General features: G+C 64.6%; 10 protein-coding genes and 1 tRNA gene. 7 read left to right on the forward strand and 4 right to left on the reverse strand.

The window, feature by feature from the left end; all coding sequences use genetic code 11:
• Positions 1-17: 17 nt before the first annotated feature.
• The 7 genes from GGR11_RS00005 (at position 18) to GGR11_RS00035 (ending at position 9,775) form a co-directional block, all read left to right on the forward strand.
• Positions 18-94, forward strand: a tRNA-Met gene (locus tag GGR11_RS00005).
• Positions 95-915: 821 nt separating this feature from the next.
• Complete coding sequence (locus GGR11_RS00010; RefSeq protein WP_183194767.1) at positions 916-1,461, forward strand: RNA polymerase sigma factor; 546 nt, start codon at positions 916-918, stop codon at positions 1,459-1,461.
• Positions 1,439-2,383: a FecR family protein gene (locus GGR11_RS00015; protein ID WP_246331630.1), complete on the forward strand. Its 945-nt coding sequence runs from the start codon at positions 1,439-1,441 to the stop codon at positions 2,381-2,383. Before GGR11_RS00010 ends, GGR11_RS00015 begins: the two co-directional genes overlap by 23 nt.
• 308 nt (positions 2,384-2,691) lie before the next feature.
• Positions 2,692-5,790, forward strand: a complete 3,099-nt coding sequence (locus tag GGR11_RS00020; protein WP_183194769.1) for a TonB-dependent receptor domain-containing protein — start codon at positions 2,692-2,694, stop codon at positions 5,788-5,790.
• A 52-nt stretch (positions 5,791-5,842) separates the two neighbouring features.
• Positions 5,843-7,135 (forward strand): dicarboxylate/amino acid:cation symporter, encoded by a 1,293-nt coding sequence (locus tag GGR11_RS00025; RefSeq protein WP_183194770.1) that lies wholly within the window; start codon positions 5,843-5,845, stop codon positions 7,133-7,135.
• Complete coding sequence (gene ggt / locus GGR11_RS00030) at positions 7,132-8,838, forward strand: gamma-glutamyltransferase (protein WP_183194771.1); 1,707 nt, start codon at positions 7,132-7,134, stop codon at positions 8,836-8,838. The genes GGR11_RS00025 and ggt overlap by 4 nt, the downstream gene beginning before the upstream one ends.
• 37 nt (positions 8,839-8,875) lie before the next feature.
• Positions 8,876-9,775, forward strand: coding sequence for a dienelactone hydrolase family protein (locus GGR11_RS00035; protein ID WP_183194772.1), 900 nt, complete (start codon positions 8,876-8,878; stop codon positions 9,773-9,775).
• 56 nt (positions 9,776-9,831) lie between these two features.
• Here the strand turns inward: GGR11_RS00035 and GGR11_RS00040 are convergent, their stop codons facing one another.
• The 4 genes from GGR11_RS00040 to GGR11_RS00055 form a co-directional block, all read right to left on the reverse strand.
• Entirely contained in the window at positions 9,832-12,549 is a 2,718-nt protein-coding gene (locus GGR11_RS00040; RefSeq protein WP_183194773.1) for a M14 family metallopeptidase, read from the reverse strand.
• Between the two features lie 489 nt (positions 12,550-13,038).
• The gene (locus GGR11_RS00045; protein ID WP_183194774.1) at positions 13,039-15,168 is read right to left on the reverse strand and encodes a TonB-dependent receptor; all 2,130 of its coding nucleotides are present in this window, start codon (positions 15,166-15,168) and stop codon (positions 13,039-13,041) included.
• Positions 15,169-15,331: 163 nt separating this feature from the next.
• A complete protein-coding gene (locus tag GGR11_RS00050) occupies positions 15,332-15,811 on the reverse strand; it encodes a hypothetical protein (RefSeq protein ID WP_008260144.1) in 480 nt (159 codons plus the stop codon).
• 220 nt (positions 15,812-16,031) lie between these two features.
• On the reverse strand, positions 16,032-19,007 hold the full coding sequence (locus GGR11_RS00055) for a TonB-dependent receptor (RefSeq protein ID WP_221205053.1): 2,976 nt from the start codon (positions 19,005-19,007) through the stop codon (positions 16,032-16,034).
• Between the last annotated feature and the right edge of the window lie 23 nt (positions 19,008-19,030).

Consider the following 19,030-nt stretch of genomic DNA (forward strand, 5'->3'; position numbering starts at 1 on the left):
TCTCGACTACCGCTTGCCGCGGGATGGAGCAGCCCGGTAGCTCGTCAGGCTCATAACCTGAAGGTCGTAGGTTCAAATCCTACTCCCGCACCCAAGATTTAGCCCGCTATTCCAATAGGATAGCGGGTTTTTCTTTGCCCAAATTCCGCACCTCAAATCCACCGTGGAAGCCTCGTGGAAGCACCCGGCGCGAAAACCCAGGCGCAGAGGGGTGTTTGGATCACGATTCAGGGAGGCTGCTCGTCGCCGGCGGCTGCCGTGCCGAAAGCCAATTCTAAGCCTGTCACGGGGCGTGGAGACTTTGATGACGGACACAAACGGGAACATGCCGGCGCAAGCGACTTGCCCTCGCTGACCGCGATATCGTGCGTTGCGCACGGCGCCTAGGGTGCGGTTGGCCCCACGACGGGCGATCTCCGCCTTGACCTCCCCGTGCTGGCCCGGCGCCATCCGTCACGAGCGGCCGTGCTGGCGATATTGGCTAGATAGAACCGCTTGCCCTTCGTCATCACTCGAACCCCGAACCCCGAACCCCGGCAGTTCGCCGTCGAGGACAACGTAGTCCTTGGCGCTGGCCCTCCAGACGGTTCACCACGCGCTTGCTCAACTTCTCGCCAGCTATCTCCAAATCCTTTCCCAGCACATCCGCCGCCTCTCATAATGGAACAGCGGGTTGTTCTTTGACCCGCGGCTAGGCCGGTGCGTCATGTACTGACAGTCTGTGAACGGAGGCCGGCGTTCCAGGGGGCCGCCGGTATTGTGACAAGTGCGCGACGGCGCCCGAAAAAAGGAGCCCGTCTTCTCGGTGTGGCTGATTTCAGAGAACGCGGGCTTGCTGCCTTCTGAAGGCGCGTGCCAGTCTCTGTGCCCATGGGGGTTTCAGACGACATAGCGCTCTGGCTTGCGCGAAGCGTGATGCCACATGAGCCTGCGCTGCGCGCATGGTTGCGCCGGGGGGCTTCGCCAGCCGACGTTGATGATATTGTGCAGGAAACCTACGCGAAATTGATCGGTGTCGCGGATGTCGGCTCCATCCGTAACGTGCGCGCTTATCTTTTTCGCACGGCGCAGTCCGCTGCAGTCGATCGCTTAAGACGAAGGAGCGTGGTGCCGCTCGACGCCGTCGCAGATATCGACAGACTTCAGATGGCCGCAGATGCGGTGACGCCAGAAGATGAAGTCGTGGGCCGCAACGAACTTCGGCTTCTGGCGAAAATGATCGACCGCCTTCCTGATAAGACGCGTCGTGTCTTCATCCTGAGCCGGGTAGAGGGGCGCTCGCAGAAACAGATTGCCCAGGAGACGGGATTCCCTGAAAGCACCGTCGAAAAGCACATCGCCAAGGCCTTCGTCCTACTGATGGCCGCCTATGCCGATGGAGGATATGATGCTCCAGATGCGTCAAGGTTGCGGAACGTGCGGATCGGACGAAGGGCGGATGGCAGGGACGGAAACGGCTGAAGAAATCGATCGTCGCGCGGCCATGTGGGCCGCGCGGCTTGATCATGGCGCGTTTTCACTTGCGGATCAGCGTGAATTCGACGCGTGGGCGGCGGAGGATCCGCGTCGTTTGGGCGCCTTCGCCCGCGCCCGCGCCATAGCGCTTCATTCCAAACAGGCGTCCGCCCTGCGCGGCGGCGCCGTTTCAGAGCAACCCGTGATGGCGCGGCGATCTCTGCTGGCGGCCGGAGTCGCCGTGGCGATGTTGAGCGGCACAGGATTGGCTGCGGCCTACTGGCGACGCTCTCAGCGGCTGGATACGGTGCGCGGCGAAGTCCGGTCGGTCGCCCTGGACGACGGCAGCGTGGTCACGCTCAACACCCTTTCACGTGTCAGCGTTCGCTATACCCGCTCCGTCCGCGAAGTGGTGCTGATGTACGGGGAAGCCCTGTTCGAGGTGGCCGTCGATCCGGTCCGGCCTTTCGTCATGCGAGCGGCCGGCGTCGTGCTTACGACCTACGATGGGTCCTTCCTGTTGAAGCGCTTGAATCAGTCTCCGCTTCAAGTGGCTGCGCTTGCGGGCTCGGTCCATATGCGGGTGGGGCAGGAGCAGGCGCAGATCCTGACCGCCAACCAATTGATCAGCCTCGGCGGAAACGATGTTTCAAGCCGTCGTTCCATAGACGCGCGCCAAGGCGACCGACTTCTCGCCTGGCGTGATGGGAAGATCGAATTCCACGACGAAAGCCTGCAGGCGGCCGCCGCTGAATTCGCCCGGTTCAGCGAAGTCCCGATCGAACTCGCGGATCGAAATGTGGCGGAAATGAAAATCACTGGCCTGTTTGAAGCAAACGATCCGGCGGCCTTTGCGCGAGCGGCGGCGCGCAGCCTGAATCTGCGCGCAGAAATCAGCACGAGCCGAATTTTGCTCGGTTACGGTTAAATATTTTCCGGACGCTGGAGGATTCCCGTTCCACTACCCGTCTTGTCTATGTCCGGTGCGCCGGGGGAAACATAGACAACGGATCGGGGGATCTCATGGTGTCGTGGAAGCGATTGTTGGCGGCGAGCGTGGCTGGGGGAGTGCTTGTCGCGGCGGCCCACGGAGCGGCGGCTCAGGATAGACAGTTCAACGTGGCGGCTCAGCCGTTGGCGCAAGCCATTCCGGAACTGGCGCGCCAAGCGGGCGTGACAATTTCAGCCCCAACCGGCCACCTTTCCGGCCGGGTCGGGCCTGCGGTCTCGGGCCAAATGGACATCGAAGACGCGGTCAGCCGACTGCTGGAGGGCACCGATCTCTACATCGCCTCGCACGAGGGATCGACCATCATCCTGCAGAAGCGGAGCGCAGGCGACAGCCGCGCGGCCGAGGTCCAGGAGGTTGTGGTCGTCGGCAGCCGCATCAGGGGTACGCGCATAAACGAGGCCTTGCCGGTCACCGTCGTCGATCAGTCTGATCTGGATGCGATCGGCGCCACCGACGGCGACGATCTCTATCGCTCTATCGCCCAGATGGGCGACGTCGGCTTCAACGAGGCGGACAGCGACAACGGCGGCATCAATAATGCGCGGGGCGATGTGGCGTCGATCGACCTGCGTTCGATCGGGACGGGCAATACGTTGGTTCTGCTGAATGGTCGCAGGCTGGTTCCGCATCCCGGCACGCAGATCGAAAACTATGTGCCGGTGCAGACCGTCAACACCAACGCCATTCCTACCTTCGGCCTGCGTCGGGTCGAGGTTCTGGCGGACGGCGCCGCCGCGCTTTACGGCACCGACGCCGTCGCCGGGGTGGTCAACAATGTTCTGCGCGACAATTTCGAAGGCTTCACCGCCCAGGGCGCGATTGGCCGCGACGAAGGCGGGATGGAGGAATATTCCTTCGATTTTCAGGCTGGCAAGGACTTCAACGACGGCAAGACCAACGTCTCGATCATGGGCGGCTATCTGACGCGAGACCCGCTCTACATCTGGGAGCGGGACTATGCGACGGTGGAGGGCCGTGTGGCGCGCTTCGGCGGTCGAGCATCCGGCCTGGACTACGGAACCTACAGCACGATCACCGCCTGGTCCGAGGGCGTTCGGTTGAATCCCACCACCTACAAGCCCGCGGCCGCGACGACGCGGGTCAACGGCCAGACGCTGACCTCCACGGCCGGAACCTTCCATGTTCAACCCAGCACCAATCCGGGATGTCTGGCGAACGGCTTCGTCGCGGGCACCTGTTTCGACAACTCGACTTTGGCGACGACGACCGAGGACGCCAACCTTCGCTACGACCTCGACACGATGCGGACCATCAGCTCGGCTGTGGATCGCGCCAATCTGTTCAGCTTCGTCAATCACCGGTTCGACAACGGCGTCGAGGTCTTCGGCGAGTTGGGCTACTACTGGGGCGAGACTTGGTCGCAGCGGCAACAGGACACGCCGCTTGAGACGATTCAGCGCGTTCTGATGTCGCCGACGGCCTATTGGAACCCCCTGGGGGCGGTCGGGGTGACGGCGCGCCTGCCGGGCTTGACGACGGGCACCGGAACCGCCGCCTTCCCCGCGGGCGGAGCGGCCGTGGAGGTTCAGGACTTCCGCTTCTCCGACCTGGGCTATCGCACGATCGAGGTCGAGAACATCACCACCCGCTATCTGGGCGGTCTGCGCGGGCAATGGCGCGGCTTCGACTGGGAATCCGCGGTCCTGTACAGCAAGGCCAAGGTCACCGACCAGATGGACGGCATCAGCATGACCGGGCTCCAGGCGGCTATCAACAGGACGACGCCCGACGCCTATAATCCCTTCGTCGGCGGTGATCTGACCAGCCCTAAGGACGGCGCGTTCGGCCTGAACAACCAGGCGACCATTGATACGATGCTGGTCAAGGTCTACCGCGAGGCCGAGACCGAGCTGATGCAGTGGGATTTCAAGGTCTCGAAAGCCGATCTCTTCCGTCTGCCTGGCGGCGATGTCGGTATGGCGGGTGGGGTCGAGGCGCGGCGGGAGACTTTCGCCGAAGATCGCGACCCGCGTCTGGATGGAACCATCACCTTCACGGACCTGGCGGGCGGCGTCTCCATGAGCGACGTCATGGGCGTGACCTATACGCCTGACAGCCATGGAGCGCGGAACGTCTATTCCGCCTTCCTTGAGGCGGCCATTCCAGTGGTCTCGCCCGAGATGAAGATTCCCTGGGTCCAGTCGATCGACGTTCAACTGGCCGGCCGGGTCGAGCAGTATTCCCTGTTCGGCACCGTCGCCGCGCCGAAGGTCGCCCTGGCCTATCGGCCAAACGATTGGCTGATGTTCCGCAGCGCCTGGTCCCAGGGTTTCCGCGCGCCCAATCTGCTGCAACTGCACCAGCCGGATTTCGAGCGGTCCAACGCTCGCCGCGACTACGCCGCCTGCGCCGTTCAACTGGCTATCGGCGCCATTCCCACCCTGACGACCAGCAACGACTACTGCACCAGCGAAAGCCGGATCGAGCGCCGCGCCGGCAATAAGGATTTGAAGGCGGAGGACTCTGAAAACCTGAGCGTCGGTGTCGTGTTCGAACCCAAGCTCTGGGATGATCGTTTCGGCGACCTGACCTTCACCGTCGATTACTGGAAGATCCGTCAGGAGAACCTAGTGGGGATTTTCGGCGGCACGAACCAGCTGATCATGGACTATTATCTGCGCCAGATCGGCAGTTCGAACCCGAACGTCATCCGCGCGGAGCCGGACGCCCAGCAGATCGCTGATGCGGCGGCGGCGCGACTGGCCCCCGTCGGAACCTTGGCGTCGATCAAGGACGACTACATGAACCTTCAGCCGCGCGAGTCGGAAGGTCTGGATTTCAGAGTTTTCTACAGTGTGCGGAACACGCCGACGGGCGACTGGCGTATCAGCTTGAACGCCAGCCAGAAGCTGAAACTCTACCAGGAACCCAGCGAACAGCATCAGACGCTGCTGGACGCTCTGGCGGCCGGGGTCATTTCCGGTGTCTCCATCAGCGGAGTGGAAGACCTGATCGGCCGTAACGGCCGCCCGGAATGGAAGATGACGGCCTCGGTAACATGGAGCCTCGGGCCTTGGACGTCAGGCTGGTATTCCAGCTATGTCTCCGAGTTCGACGACACCAGCGCCACATACGTCAACACCGAAATACCCTGGGTCATCAAGGAGTGGCTGACCCACAATCTTTACTTCCAATATGAGTTCGACAAGGACGGTCCGGCGGGCGGGGCGCGCCTGCGGGTGGGAGCGAGGAACATCTTCGATGAAGATCCGCCGTTGGCGGACGATCGCTTCGGCTATTCGGGAAGCGTCCACTCCAATCGTGGCCGCTGGTGGTACGCCAGCATCCGCAAGTCCTTCTGAGGACAGAGCTCGGGCGAGTGTTCGCCTCGCCCGAGCCTTCCAGGAAATCGACATGTCTTCGCTTGCGCCTTCGGCGGGTTTGTTCCGACCGGTTCGACTTGCCGCGCGCCTGTGGTTCGCCACGCCGCTGTGGCGAAGGATACTGATGGGTCTGGCGCTCGGCGCGTTCGCAGGCGTGGTGCTGGGTGAACGCGCCCAGGACCTGAAATGGATCGGCGATCTTTTCGTTCGCCTCATCCGTATGCTGGTGACCCCGCTCGTCTTCGTCACCGTCGCCGCCGGCGTGTCCGCCATGTCCGATCCGGCGCGGCTGGGGTCGGCCGGTCTCAAGACCATGCTCCTATATTTCGGCTTGATGCTGATCGGCGCGGCCATCGGGCTGGGAGTCGGCGCCCTTGTGCAGCCGGGCGCCGGCATCGATCTCGACGGGGTCGTCCCCGCGCCCCTGGCCGAGGCGCAAGACCTGCCCGCCATCCTGACGAACATCGTGCCTCTGAACCCCATCGCGGCCATGGCGGAGGGAGACGTCCTCGCCGTCATCTTCTTCGCTCTGCTGATCGGCGGCGCGTTGCTGGTGACGGGCGAGGAGGGGCGGCCCTTGCGGAGGGTTCTGGAGTCGGGTTCCGCCGTTCTGCTGCGGGTTGTTCAGTTCGTGATGGAACTGGCGCCGTTCGGCGTCTTCGCTCTGATCGCCTGGGTGATGGGAACCAGCGGACCATCGGCCTTCGTCAGCGTGTTGCGGCTGTCCTGCTGCGTGCTCCTAGGCGCCGCGATTCAGACCTTCATCGTCCACGGCGCCGTTCTTCGGCTGATCGCGCGTGTCCCGGTCTTGCCGTTCTACCGCGACATCGTTGACGCCGTGGCGGTGGCCTTTTCGACATCGTCCAGTGCGGCGACCCTGCCCGTGGCGCTGAGGGTGGCGCAGCGGAATCTCGGCGTCAGTCCGGCCATAGCCTCGACGGTGCTGCCGCTGGGGGTGACGCTCAGCATGGATGGAACCGCCCTCTATGTCGGCCTGCTGGCCGCCTTTTCCGCTCAGGTGTTCGGCGTCGCCCTGGGGCCGGCCGACTATCTTGCCATAGTCGCAGTGACGGCCCTCGTGGCCCTGGGCGCCGCGCCTGTGCCGTCAGCCTCGCTGTTTCTGCTGGCGGCGGTTCTTTCCGTGATTGGGCTAGGGCCCGAGCAAACGGCTTTGATCGTCGGCTTCATCCTGCCGTTCGACCGACCGCTGGATATGATCCGCACCGTGCCGAACTGCACCAGTGACCTGGCCGTGGCCGTCGCCGTGGCCCGTATGGAAGGGGAGCTGGACCTCGTAATCTACCAGGAAAGACCGTTGGAATGAGCCGTCTCTACTCCCTTCTGCCGGCGTTTCTCGCGGCCCTATTGGCCCTCGCACCTTGCGTTCAGGCGCAGGAGCAGCCTGAGGCGCTCCTGAACTATGAGTCGGTCCACCATCCGGTGATCTCGACCACCGGTCTGGTCGTCAGCCAGAACGACATCGCCAGCCGGGTCGGCGCCGACATACTCGCCAGGGGCGGCAATGCGGTCGATGCGGCGGTGGCGACGGGGTTTGCGCTGGCCGTCACCCTGCCGCGCGCCGGGAACCTCGGGGGCGACGGCTTTATGCTGGTCTATGTGGCGGCCGAGGGCCGGACCTATGCGCTCGACTATCGTTCGGTCGCGCCTCTGGCGGCCAAACCCGCCCTTTATGACCAGGAGCCACGCGATGCGCGCTATGGCTATCGCGCGTCCGGGGTGCCGGGCTCCGTGGCCGGACTGGCGCATGCCCATGCGCGTTGGGGGCGACTGCCTTGGGCCGAACTGATTGAGCCGGCGCGGAAGCTTGCGGCCGATGGCGTGACGCTGAGCCATGACTCGGCCTACGCCCTGTCCTGGTCCAAAGACGTTCTCGGCCATTGGGAAGCCGGGCGTGGCATCTTCCTCCAAACCGGCGGAGCCCCCTGGCGACCGGGCGACACCCTGGTCCAGAGCGATCTGGCCTGGACCCTGGGCGAGATCCAGCGCGACGGCGCCGACGCCTTCTACAGGGGCGCGGTGGCGGATCGGATCGTGGCCTCGATGCAGGCGCACGGCGGGCTGATCACGCACGAGGATCTGGCGCGCTACCAACCGATCGAGCGGGCGCCGATCGAGACCGAGTATCGCGGCCACCGCGTCGTCACCATGCCGCCCTCCAGCGCCGGCGGCGTAATGTTGCTGGAGCTGCTCAACCTTGTCGAACGCTTCGATCTGAAGGCCATGGGGGCGGACACCGCCGCCAGTCTGCATGTCATGTCCGAGGCGATGAAGCTGGCCCAGCTGGATCGCACCCGTTACATCGGCGACCCCGACTTCAGCACCCTTCCGACGGCCCAGCTGACGTCCCAGGCCTATGCTGATCGCCGTTCCAGCCTGATTTCCACCGACAGCCTCCTGCCAGCCCCAAGCCTGGTCCCCGGCGATCCCTGGGAGGTCGAAGGGATCGACACCACCCATTTCTCCGTCGTGGACAGCGAGGGAAACGCGGTCTCCAACACCTACACCCTGGGTTCCTCGTTCGGTTCCGGCGCTGTGGTCGATGGGGCGGGCTTTCTGCTGAACGACCAGATGAAGAACTTCAACCGGCGCATGCGTGCGGATGGGCGTCCCGTGACGGCGAACGGGATGGAGCCAGGCAAGCGGATGATCTCGACCATGGCCCCGACCATCGTGTTCCAGGATGGTCGCCCCTGGCTGGTCACAGGCACGCCCGGCGGGTCGACCATTCCCAACAGCCTGTTTCAGTTGATCGTAAACACCGTCGATCACGGGATGAACCTGGCCGAGGCCACGACGACGCCCCGCGTCCATCAGGACGGGGCGACCGGCGATCTTCAGGTCGAGTCAGGTCTGAACCGTGACACGATCCGACTCCTCGAGGCCTTGGGCCACAAGGTCGTGGTCGGTCAGACGATCGGCAGCAGCCAATCGATTCTGATCGGCGACGGCATGCTGATGGGCGCGGCGGATCCCCGCCGACCGGATTCGGCGGCGATCATGCCCTGAATGGAATCACAAATCCGTCTTCATGGAGAACAGGACGATGAAAGGGCTGATGATGGCGACCGCCGTCGCGGCGATTGTGGCCGCATCCACGCCGGCCTCTGCCCGACAGGACGCAGCGACGCCGCCGGCGACCGAACAGACCGTCGGCGAGCGGATCGTGTTTCGCAGCATGGACGAGCCGCGCACCGAACTGGTCGGCTATCTGTTTCGGCCTGCGGGGCCGACGCCGGAAGGCGGAGCCCCGGCCGTGGTGCTGATGCACGGTCGGGGCGGCGTCTATTCGTCCCTGGCCGACGGAGTCTATGAGGCCCAGAACCTGACGCTACGGCTTAAGTTCTGGGCCGACTACTGGACTGACCGTGGCTATTACGTCCTGGTGGTCGATAGCTTCGGGCCGCGGGGCTATCCGACCGGTTTTGCAGCGGGGACCTACAGTTCGCGGCCGCCAGAGGTCAATGAGGTGACGATACGACCGCTGGACGCCTATGGCGCGCTGCGGTTCCTGCGCGGTGTGGACGGCGTGGCGGACGATCGTGTCGGCCTGATGGGCTTTTCCAACGGCGCCAGCACCGTCCTGTCGGCTTTGGCCGACGACAAGCCCGGCGACATGCGGCGGATCGGTTTCCGGGCGGGTGTCGCCCTATACCCGGGCTGCGGCCTGCAGGGCCGGTTCCGACAAGCCTACAAGACCTATGCGCCCGTCGAAGTCTTCATGGGCACAGCCGATCAGGAGGTGTCGCCCGAGAGCTGCCGGACGCTGGTTGATCGCGCGCAGGCGGCGGGCGCTCCGGTGAATCTGACCCTCTATCCGGACGCGGCCCACGGCTTCGACGATCCCAGCCGCAGCCGGCAGTCGGTCGCCGCCAACGCAACCGCCACCCAGGACGTTCGCACTCGGGTCGATCGCTTCTTCGAAGTTCAGCTGGCGCCCCGCTGACTTCAGATCAAAGCGAGGAGAGGGCGTCGGCCGCAAGGCCGACGCCCTCTTTCGTTTCAGGATCCCGGCGCGGCGGCCGGGCCGTAGAACAGGGCGTTGAACAACAGGCGGACCGAGGCGCGGGCCTGGGCGCGATTGATGACGTCCGGCGCCAGGATGATCATCCGCCCCTGGCCCATTGGCGCATCCACTACGGCGGCGGCGCCGGCCAGCTTCTCCGGACCTATGGCCCATCCGCTGGTCACCACGGCAGGCGAGGGATAGCGGGCGGCGACTCGCGCGTCCCCCCGCGCCGTGAAGGCGGCGTTCTCGTCGAAAAAGACATTCAGTCGGGCCGGGAGGCCATAGGCCAGCGGGTCGGCGGGATCGACGTCCAACGCCAGAAGCGCGCCGGGGATGAAGAACTCGGTGGAGGGCAGGGGCGTGCGACGCCCTCCATTCCCCGTCGATAGGAGGTCGTCGATCAGCGCGCCCAAGGCCAGCGCCAGTTTGTCGGCCGAACCAGCGGTGACGATCGTACCCCCTGCCTCGGCGAAGGTGCTCAACTGCGGAAGAGTGTGTTCCTGCGTGATACTGCCCAGCCACGGACGATAGGCCTCCGGAATCGTCTCAGGATCGGGCTGACCACGCCCGGTCCCATTCGGGAAGTCGCCGGGCAGTAGATCGGGCGCGAAGACAAGGACGTCGAAATCCTTCTTCAAATCCCCGGCGTCGAGACGCTGCGGGTAGACGACCTCAAAAGGAAACTCGAACTGCTCCAGCAACCAGCGGGTCCAGCCGGCCGACATGGAGCCGCCGTAACGATCCACCAGCCCGATCCGCACAGGCTTCAGCGCCATGGCGTCTCCGCCCGGCGCGCGCGCCACGGCCTCGGCGTTCAGGCCGAGTTCGGCGACCGCCTGTTCGACGAGGGCGCGGGACACGTCGCTTGCCGGTATCCACAAGGCGCCCGGCGCGAGGGTGCGGGCGCCGACACGCACCTCGGCCTTCTGCCAAAAGACCGGCTGCCCCGCCTTCAGCAGGCGATTGGTCAGGATGAAGCTGTTGATCGCCGCATGGTCGATGATGAACCCCGCCTTGCCCTGTCCTCGAACCTGACCAACCGGGACGGTAATGAGATCGGGCACAGGCTCCAGAGGCGCCTCGAACGCATCGAGAATACGGTCGAACTTCACCCCCATCTGCAGCGCGAGCGTATAGCCGGTGGCGTCATAGGGCAGGGCGGGGGGACCGCCGGGATACTGCAGGTCGTGCGGATGGTCCTGCGGCTCGAACATGTCCAGCACATGCGGCCGATAGGCCTGGTTCGTCCGCACGACGAAAGACCCGGCCGGATAGGACGCTCCGGCGATGGAGAAGTCGCGGGCGGCGCGATCGACGTCCACGCCGGTCTTGATCAGGCTGTTGAGGAAGGCGATCGCGGTCGGCAGGTCGGCCTGGTCCGCCGGGATCACATAAGCGCGCGGATCGCGCTGCGCGGGGTCGTGCAACACCTTGTCGTACAGAGCCGGGTCGACCGTGCGCCCGGTCTGACTGGACGCAGCCTTCAAGGCTTCGATGCGGGTCGGCGTGACGCGCCAGCTGTCGGTCTCGCCCCTTGCAATGGCGTTCGACCCCATGCGCCAGATATTGAACAGCAGCCGGTCGCGGTTGCGCGACGCATAATCGAGCACCGCCCGGTTGATCGAGAGCGAATAGTCGATCGACTGTCGGAAACGCCAGGTCTGCGGCGCGATCGGAGCTGGCAGGTCGTTGCGGGGCAGCTGGTTGTCCGGAACCAGGGCGATGCGACTCGGGGTGGGGTGGCCGGTGATTTCCGTCAGCAGGCCGATTGAATTGTGAAAATAGGTGATCGACCGCTCCATGCCGTTGTTCCAGGTGGAATAACGGGCGCCGCTGCGCATGGTCGCCCCGGGCTTGCCTTCGACCACCAGCCGGTTGTGCATGGCGGCGGCGACCTCCGACAGGGCGGTCATCGCCAGGGGATCATAGTTATAGTTGAAGGGGTCACGGAACGGCGGCATGAACACGACCGTCCCCGCCGGCGCCGGCTGATGGTGGTTGTAGACGATCTGGGGGAACCACTCCCGGAACAACATGCGGTTGACGTTGGTCGTCTCCGTCATCGCAGACAGATAGTAGTCGCGGTTGTTGTCGTGGCCGACATAGGCCTGATACAGGCGCGGCAAGCTGGCGAACTCACGCTTCTCCGGGTCGCTCTCGCGCATGTACCAGTCGGAAACCAGGTCCCAGCCGTCCGGATTCAGCGGCGCAAACAGGATGATCACGTCGTCCAGCACCCGCAGGGCCTCCGGATCCTGGGCCGTCACCCATTCATGGACGGCGGCGATCAGGGCCTGGGGCGGCACGGTCTCCGTCGCGTGAAGGCCGCCATCGATCCAGACCACGGCCTTGCCCTCGGCCGCCAGGGCCCGCGCCTCGGCCTCATCGACGCCCTCAGCCTTGGCCAGGCGCCGCGCGATATCGCGGTAGTGATCCAGGCGGGCGATGTTCGCTGGCGATGAGACTGCGGCGACATACTGGGTGCGCCCCTCGGTCGTCTTGCCGATCTCCATCAGCTTCATACGATCCGACTGGCTGGCGAGGGTGTGAAGATAGGCTTCGAACTGCCGGTAGTTGATCAGTTGATAGTCATCGCCGACGTCATGTCCAAACGCCTCATGCGGTGAGGTAATATGATCGGTCTGAGCGGCTGCCGGTCCCCCAAGCAGGGCGCTCGCGATCACAATCGCAGCGCAAATTCGGTTGAACATCGTCTATCTCCATTCCCCGTCTACTGATTTAGACGCACGGCGACCCGAATTTCCTCCAGCAGGCCCGCCCGGCGTTATGGGAAACGCATCGCACAGATCAGCATCATTTGCCGATCATCCGCGGGGCCGAAGTCGCGTGTGGCGAGGTGTTGCGTGTCAGGAGGTTGTCCATCCGATCCATCCCGAGGACGCGTTGTTGTGCGACGAACGTATCCAGGAGGGGATTGGGGAAAGCCGGGAGGGGGCCGGTGGCCTTGGAACCGTCCAGCTTCACGAAGGTCCATTTTGACGAGGTGTTGATATTAGGCTGAAAAACGCAAACGGGGTGTGAGGTATCGGTCCGATCGCCCTCTCGCGCCCAAAAAAGCCGCTGAGCAAACCGCTCAGCGGCTGTTTGCAAGCCGGAATCCGACGCCTCGAACATCCGCCGTGGAAGCCACGTGGCAGCCCCCGACGGCTCAAACCCAGGCAGGATGGGCTGCTCGAGGCTCAGAAGCGTCGGCTGAGGCTGAGGCGAATGACGCGACCCAGGGGGTCCTGATCGTCGCGACCATAGGCCGGCGCCGGGCGACCATCCCCCAGGGTCGCGGTCGGCCGCGCGTCGAAGAGGTTTTCCACCTCCAGTTCCAGCCGCAAGCCCTGAGTGCGACGGCGCGGCCCCGTGTCCGAGGCCTCGCTCCTGGGCGGCGACAGGACGGTGCTGAGGGTGAAGCCGATCAGGGTCAGGGGCGACAGAAGCAGATCGTCAGGGCCGTCCTGCCCCAGATCGCGACGAAGGCGCGCGCCGCTTCGCCAGGTCGCCGCAAGGTTCAAACCCCATCGCGCGTATCGTCCGTCGAGCCGCAACGCCAACTGATGACGCGACAGGCCGCCGCCGTCTCCGGCGAGTTGATCAAGGCGGGGCAGGGCTTCGTCTATCGTGATGCGATCCTCCAGCCGCCAGGTGTGGTTGAAGGCGACCTGGACGGAGCCCCGCCTGGACGCCCCCGGCGTCCCGCTCCCGAGCGGAATATTAGCGGTCAGGCCCGACGAGAGGGTTTGGGACGAGATCGCTTTGAGATTGATCGGCCGCTGGTCGATGCCCGTCAGGCGGCCTGAGGCGTCGCGCAGGATACGGTCCGGAAAGGCCGTCTCGGTCGCCGGCGTCAGGGCGGGAAGGGCCCCGATCGCATTCGTCGCCCGCGTGTTCTGAAGATCGACACTGGCCTGAAGACCCCAAGCGCCGAAGGGACCTGTCGATCCCGAGAGGGACAGGGTTTGCGTCTCTTGGGCCTGAAGGTCCGGAGCGCCGCCGAGAATCGGCTGGATCTCGACGGCTTCGCCGCGGCGGAAGTCATAGAATGTGCGCGGCGGCCCATAGCGGATCGGGTCGAACCGCTGTTCACGGGTGGGCGCATCGGTCGCCTGAGCGAACTGCGCGCCCAGACGGATTCTCCCGGACGGCGACCAGGAGACGCCGGCGTTCAGCCCCGTCCCCTGGGCGTCGGCCTCGTCGAACAGTCTCAGGCGGCCGCCCAGATTGAGCGCTAGGTCGCCCAGCAACCGCCGGGGCCCGTCCCCGTCTGACTGCGAGGACGTGACCGGCAGGGTCAGGCCGGATCGGAGCTCGAGCGCGCGAGACGAGGGGGTTGCGGTTACGCCGGCGGCCCTGATGTCGGACCTGGAGCGAAGATACTGCGTATCGACCGTCATCTGGGCGGGGCCGGCCGGCAGGTCGATCAGGGTCCGGTCGGCCGAGAGCTTCGCGACGGCCGACACCGTGCGGGCCGTCACATCCGTCGCGCCCGTTTGCCGGCCTTCCGAGACCAGACCATCGAGCCCCCATCTCACCGACCATCCCAGGGCGCGCCCCGCCAGGCCCCCGGCCATGGTCAGGGCGTCTGTTTCCTGTCGGGTTTCCGCTCTGTCCGCCGTTGCGACCGAACTTGAGACGAAGCGGTCCTGCCGGGTCTGCAGACTTGCGCTGAACGAGGTCGACCAGTCTGACAGGGTTCCGGTCGCCGATAGGTTCACCGAGGCCGTTTGCGCCTGCGGGCGGAGCGTGTTTCCGCCGCCGCCCGGGTGGTCTCGACCATAGCCTGGCCGCTCGTCCGCCCAGAGCGGCGTGGTCCTCGCGCCCTGAAGGCCCATCTGGAAGGTCGAGGAACCCTGGATTTCTGATTGGCGTGCGTCAAGCGAGAGGGTCGTCGTTCCACCGGCTGTCGGCCGGGACGCCTTCGCCAGAGCGTCACGGCTTCTGAACTCGGGCTCCAGAACGATGTTGACGACCCGCCGCCCAGGATCGCCGCCGTAGAGGGCGCCCGCCTGCGGTGGCAGGGCTTCGACGCGGACCAGGGCGTCGGGCGGGAAGCCCGTGAAGTTTCGGGCGTCCACGACCGGGCGGCCGTTTACGATCACAACGGGCGGTTGCTGGAAGCCCAGACGTTCGCTGAGGCGAGCGATCACCTCGCCTATGTCGTAGGCGCCGAGGTTGTCGATTTCTTCGGGCCCAAGCTCCTGCTCTGGCGCGACCCTGGCCGCACCGCGTCGCCCGACCACTTCGACCTCTTCCAACTGGGCGGGCGAAGGCGAAGCGGGCGGCGCTTCCTGGACGGGGATGAGAGCGAGAAGGGCCAGCACGGACGATCAACCCCCGTCCTGGATCGTAAGTCCCATGAAATACGCGACCTCGATCACGGCATGACGATCCAGCTCGCCTCGCCGAGGGGGAAAGCGAAAAGGGCCGGGCGTCAGAGACGCCCGGCGAGGTTTTTCAGGTTTGGGATCCAGGGGAGCGCCGGGCTTAAAGGATCTGCAGGCCTGGAATGCGGATCGAGCCGCTGCGGATCGTGCAGCTGCGACCGCCGGCGTTTACGGGCGGCAGCACATTGTTGCTGAAGGTGGCCGTGCTGGTCGCATTGTTCCAGGCGGCGACGACAGTGCCGTAGCAGGGGTCGTTGGCCACGGTGTTGGCGCCGATGGTCAGGGAGATCGAGGTGGTCGATCCCGGCACCACGGCGGCGCTCCAGGATCCGTAGGGTCCGACGGCGAAGCAGAGGGCGCTGCCGGGCGTGATGCTGCGGGTCGGAATGGGCGCGCTGGTCGCGCTCAGCGGGCTTGCGGTGATGGACACATTGCAGGTTACGACGGTCGTCTGAGACAGGACGACCGAACCTGATCCCGATACGCTGCCCGAGCTGGGCGAGAAGGATTGGGCGAAGCTGGGGGAAGCCAGAGCGACGGAAGCGAGCGCCGCGGCGGCGATGGAAAGCGTCTTGATCATGATAGTCCTCCCTTTGAATGGTCCTTAATGTGGACCCGTTGTGCGTGTGTTCACCCGCTAGGGGCGACCTACTTACAGCGCCGTTAGCAACCTGGAGTCAAGAGAAAATACGTATATTTTTCAATATCATAATGCCACATAAGGCCGTCCGCTCGGCGTCTTTCGACGCCGGGGGACGGCCTTGCAGGGCGGCCGGTCGTCGACCGGCCTGTCGGCGATCTCAGAACGACTTGGTCAGCCGCACGGCGAACAGACGCGGGTCCAAGGTGAAGACGTTGGTCGTCAGCCCGGTGTCGTCCGAGTTGGTGAAGGCGTCGACGATGGGCGCATCGTCGAAGACGTTCTTGACATAGGCCTGAAGCTTCAGGCCCCGCGCCTCGTTGGTCAGGGACACTGAGAGGTTCAGATTGTCCCAGCCCTCCAGCCGGTCATATTCCGTGTTGTAGACGCGGAAGAAGCTCTCGCCCTGGCGATAGTAGTCGCCGCGCAGGGTCAGGTCCCAATCGCCCAGGAACCAACTGTACTGGGCCCCGATGTTGGCGGTCCAGTTGGGCGAGTTGGGCAGTTCGTTGCCGCTCAGGTCGGCCTCGAAACCCCGCCCGCCGTTCGGCGCCTCGGTCAGGGGATCATAGGTGAAGCCGTAGAACTGCCAGAAGGGCAGGCTGGAGGCCAGGTCGGGATTGAAGGTCCCGAACCGCGACGACCCGGCGCACAGGGCGCTGAGAGAGAAGATCGCGAGTTCAGTTCCGAACGGGCTGTTGAGGATCTGCTCGGCCAGGTCTCTGGGCGCGATACAGTTCGACGGCACCTGGATCCACGGCCGCAGGGTGATCCAGTCGGGATTGCCCTGGGTGCGGTTCATCACGTCGATCGAACCCTCGCCATCTGCGACGCGGGTTTTCAGATACCCGAAATTGGCGTCGATCTGGAAGTTGGGCGTGGGCTTGTAGACGGTCTCGAGTTCAAGCCCCCAGATCTTGGCGTCGAAGTTTTCGTTCAGCGAGATGCGATCGACGATCTGGGAGACCTGGTAGTCCTTGTAGTCGTAGTAGAAGGCGGTGGCGTTCAGTCGGAGCATGCCGTCCAGAAGCGAGTTCTTGGTCCCGATCTCGAACGCGTTGACGTATTCTGGCTCAAAGGTGCCGGCCAGCGGCTGGTACTGGACCACGGTCGGGTTCAGGTCCAGGCGCGGCGGATTGGTGCCCCCGCCCTTGTAGCCGCGCGACAGCGACGCATAGACCAGGGTGTCGTTGGTAAAGGACAGGTCCGGCGTCCAGTCCAGCACGATCCGACCGGTGACCGCCTCCCATTTCTGTTCGACGTCGGGCAGGGCGTAATAGCCGCTGCGCACATAGCCGCCCGTGGCCAGGCCCGGATCGCCATTCAGATTGGCGCCCAGCAGCAGCTGGCTGGGATAGGGGGTCGTGTCCTTGCGATCCTCGGTATAGCGCAGGCCGGTGGTCAGCCTCAGCTCAGGCGTCAGATCCCAATATCCTTCACCGAAGACGGCCCAGGACCGGGTGTGGATGACGTTCTTGCTGCGGAAGTAGTTGTGCCCCTCTCCATTAATCTCGCTGAGCGGATTGGGATCGACATAGACGCATTCGAACGGCTGGGTGTCGTCGCAAGGCCGCGTCCCGATCCCGCCGTTGGGGAGAAAGTCGGTATTGTAGAAATATTCGGCGATCAGCGAGAAAGTGTTGTTGAAGACGTAATAGTCGTCCTGAGATTTGAAATCGAGATAGTTGGCGCCGACGCTGAAGTTGAACCGCCCGTCGTTTTTCGATTGAAGGCGGAACTCCTGATACCATTGCCGATTGTCCGATTGGCTGATGTCCACGGCCAGGATGCGGTCCGACGGACCCAGTTGAGGGTCGGTGTAGACCCCGCCCGGCGTCGCCGTGGACGGGGCGGGATTACCCAGGAAGTCTAAGACGTTGTTGCTGTCCACAAAGGCTGGGTTGGAGACATAGCGAGCATAGTCCTGGGACGCATAATAGTCGTCCTTGGCATAGGCGGTCTGGGAATAGAGTGTCAGGGTGTCGCTGAGATCGAATTCCAGATTGACCTGCACCACATCGTTTTCGGCGCGGAACACCGGATCATAGCTGGTGGCGATCTCTCTCAGATCGCGCGACTGGACCACGCCTTCATAGGGGTCGAAACCGAGCGGAATCAGGTTGATCAGTTCGAAATTGGGGCCGAAGCCGAGGTTCGGCCCCGTGCCGAGCAGGCGAACCGGCCCGAAGGATCCTCCGTTGGGCGCCCCATAGGCCGCGTCGGAGTAGAGAGAGCCGGGCAGGCAGCCCTGGCTCAGCTGGTCCTGGGTGTAGGCCGTGGTGATGGACGCCGATCCGACCTGGGTCGGACCCGGATCGGTGGTGCACAGCTGTTTGCCGGTGCGCGAGCGATTGTCGTCTTCCTCGAAATGCTCCCAGATCGCATTGGCGCGGAACCGCGCCGTCGGCTCCCACCGGGCGGACAGACGCGTGGTGAACAGGTCGCGGTCGTTCACATGGGTGTCGTTGAAGCTGTTGTAGTCGAAGCCGTCCCGCTGGGTGAAGCCGAAGGCGCCGCGCACGGCGAATGTGTCGCCGAAGGGGGCGTTGAGCATGGCCTGGCCGCGCCGGCTGTCATAGTTGCCCAGTTCGCCCGCGGCGAAGCCTTCGGATCGGAACTTGGGCAGTTCGGGGAACATGTTGACGACGCCCCCGGTAGCGTTGCGGCCGTAAAGGGTGCCCTGCGGCCCGCGCAGCACCTCGACCCGGGCGACGTCCAGATATTCCTGCTCGAACAGGCGGTTGCGGATAAGGGGCGTGTTGTTGAAGCTGACGGCCACCGCCGGATCGCTGGAGGCCGAGACGGCCTTGGTCCCGATCCCGCGGATCGAGAAGTTGTACATGCTGAAGTTGGACTTGGAGAAGGTGACGTTCGGCACGGCGCGCAGCAGTTCCGAACCCCCATCGATCTGACGCGACTGCAGGGCCTCGGCCGACAGGGCGGTGACGGCGATGGGCACGTCCTGCACGGACTGTTCGCGTTTCTGGGCGGTGACGATGATGTCGTCCACGACGACGGGAGCAGAATCCGGCTGAGGTGGGGTTGTCTGCGCCAGCGCGGGCGCGCCGGTCATCAGGAAGGCTGTCGCCGATACCGAGAGCGCGAGGCGCGCGCGAATACTGACCGCTGAAGCCATGAAGTCCTCCCGAAGCGCGCCGG

The sequence above is a fragment of the Brevundimonas mediterranea genome (assembly GCF_014196125.1).
Lineage (GTDB): Bacteria > Pseudomonadota > Alphaproteobacteria > Caulobacterales > Caulobacteraceae > Brevundimonas > Brevundimonas mediterranea.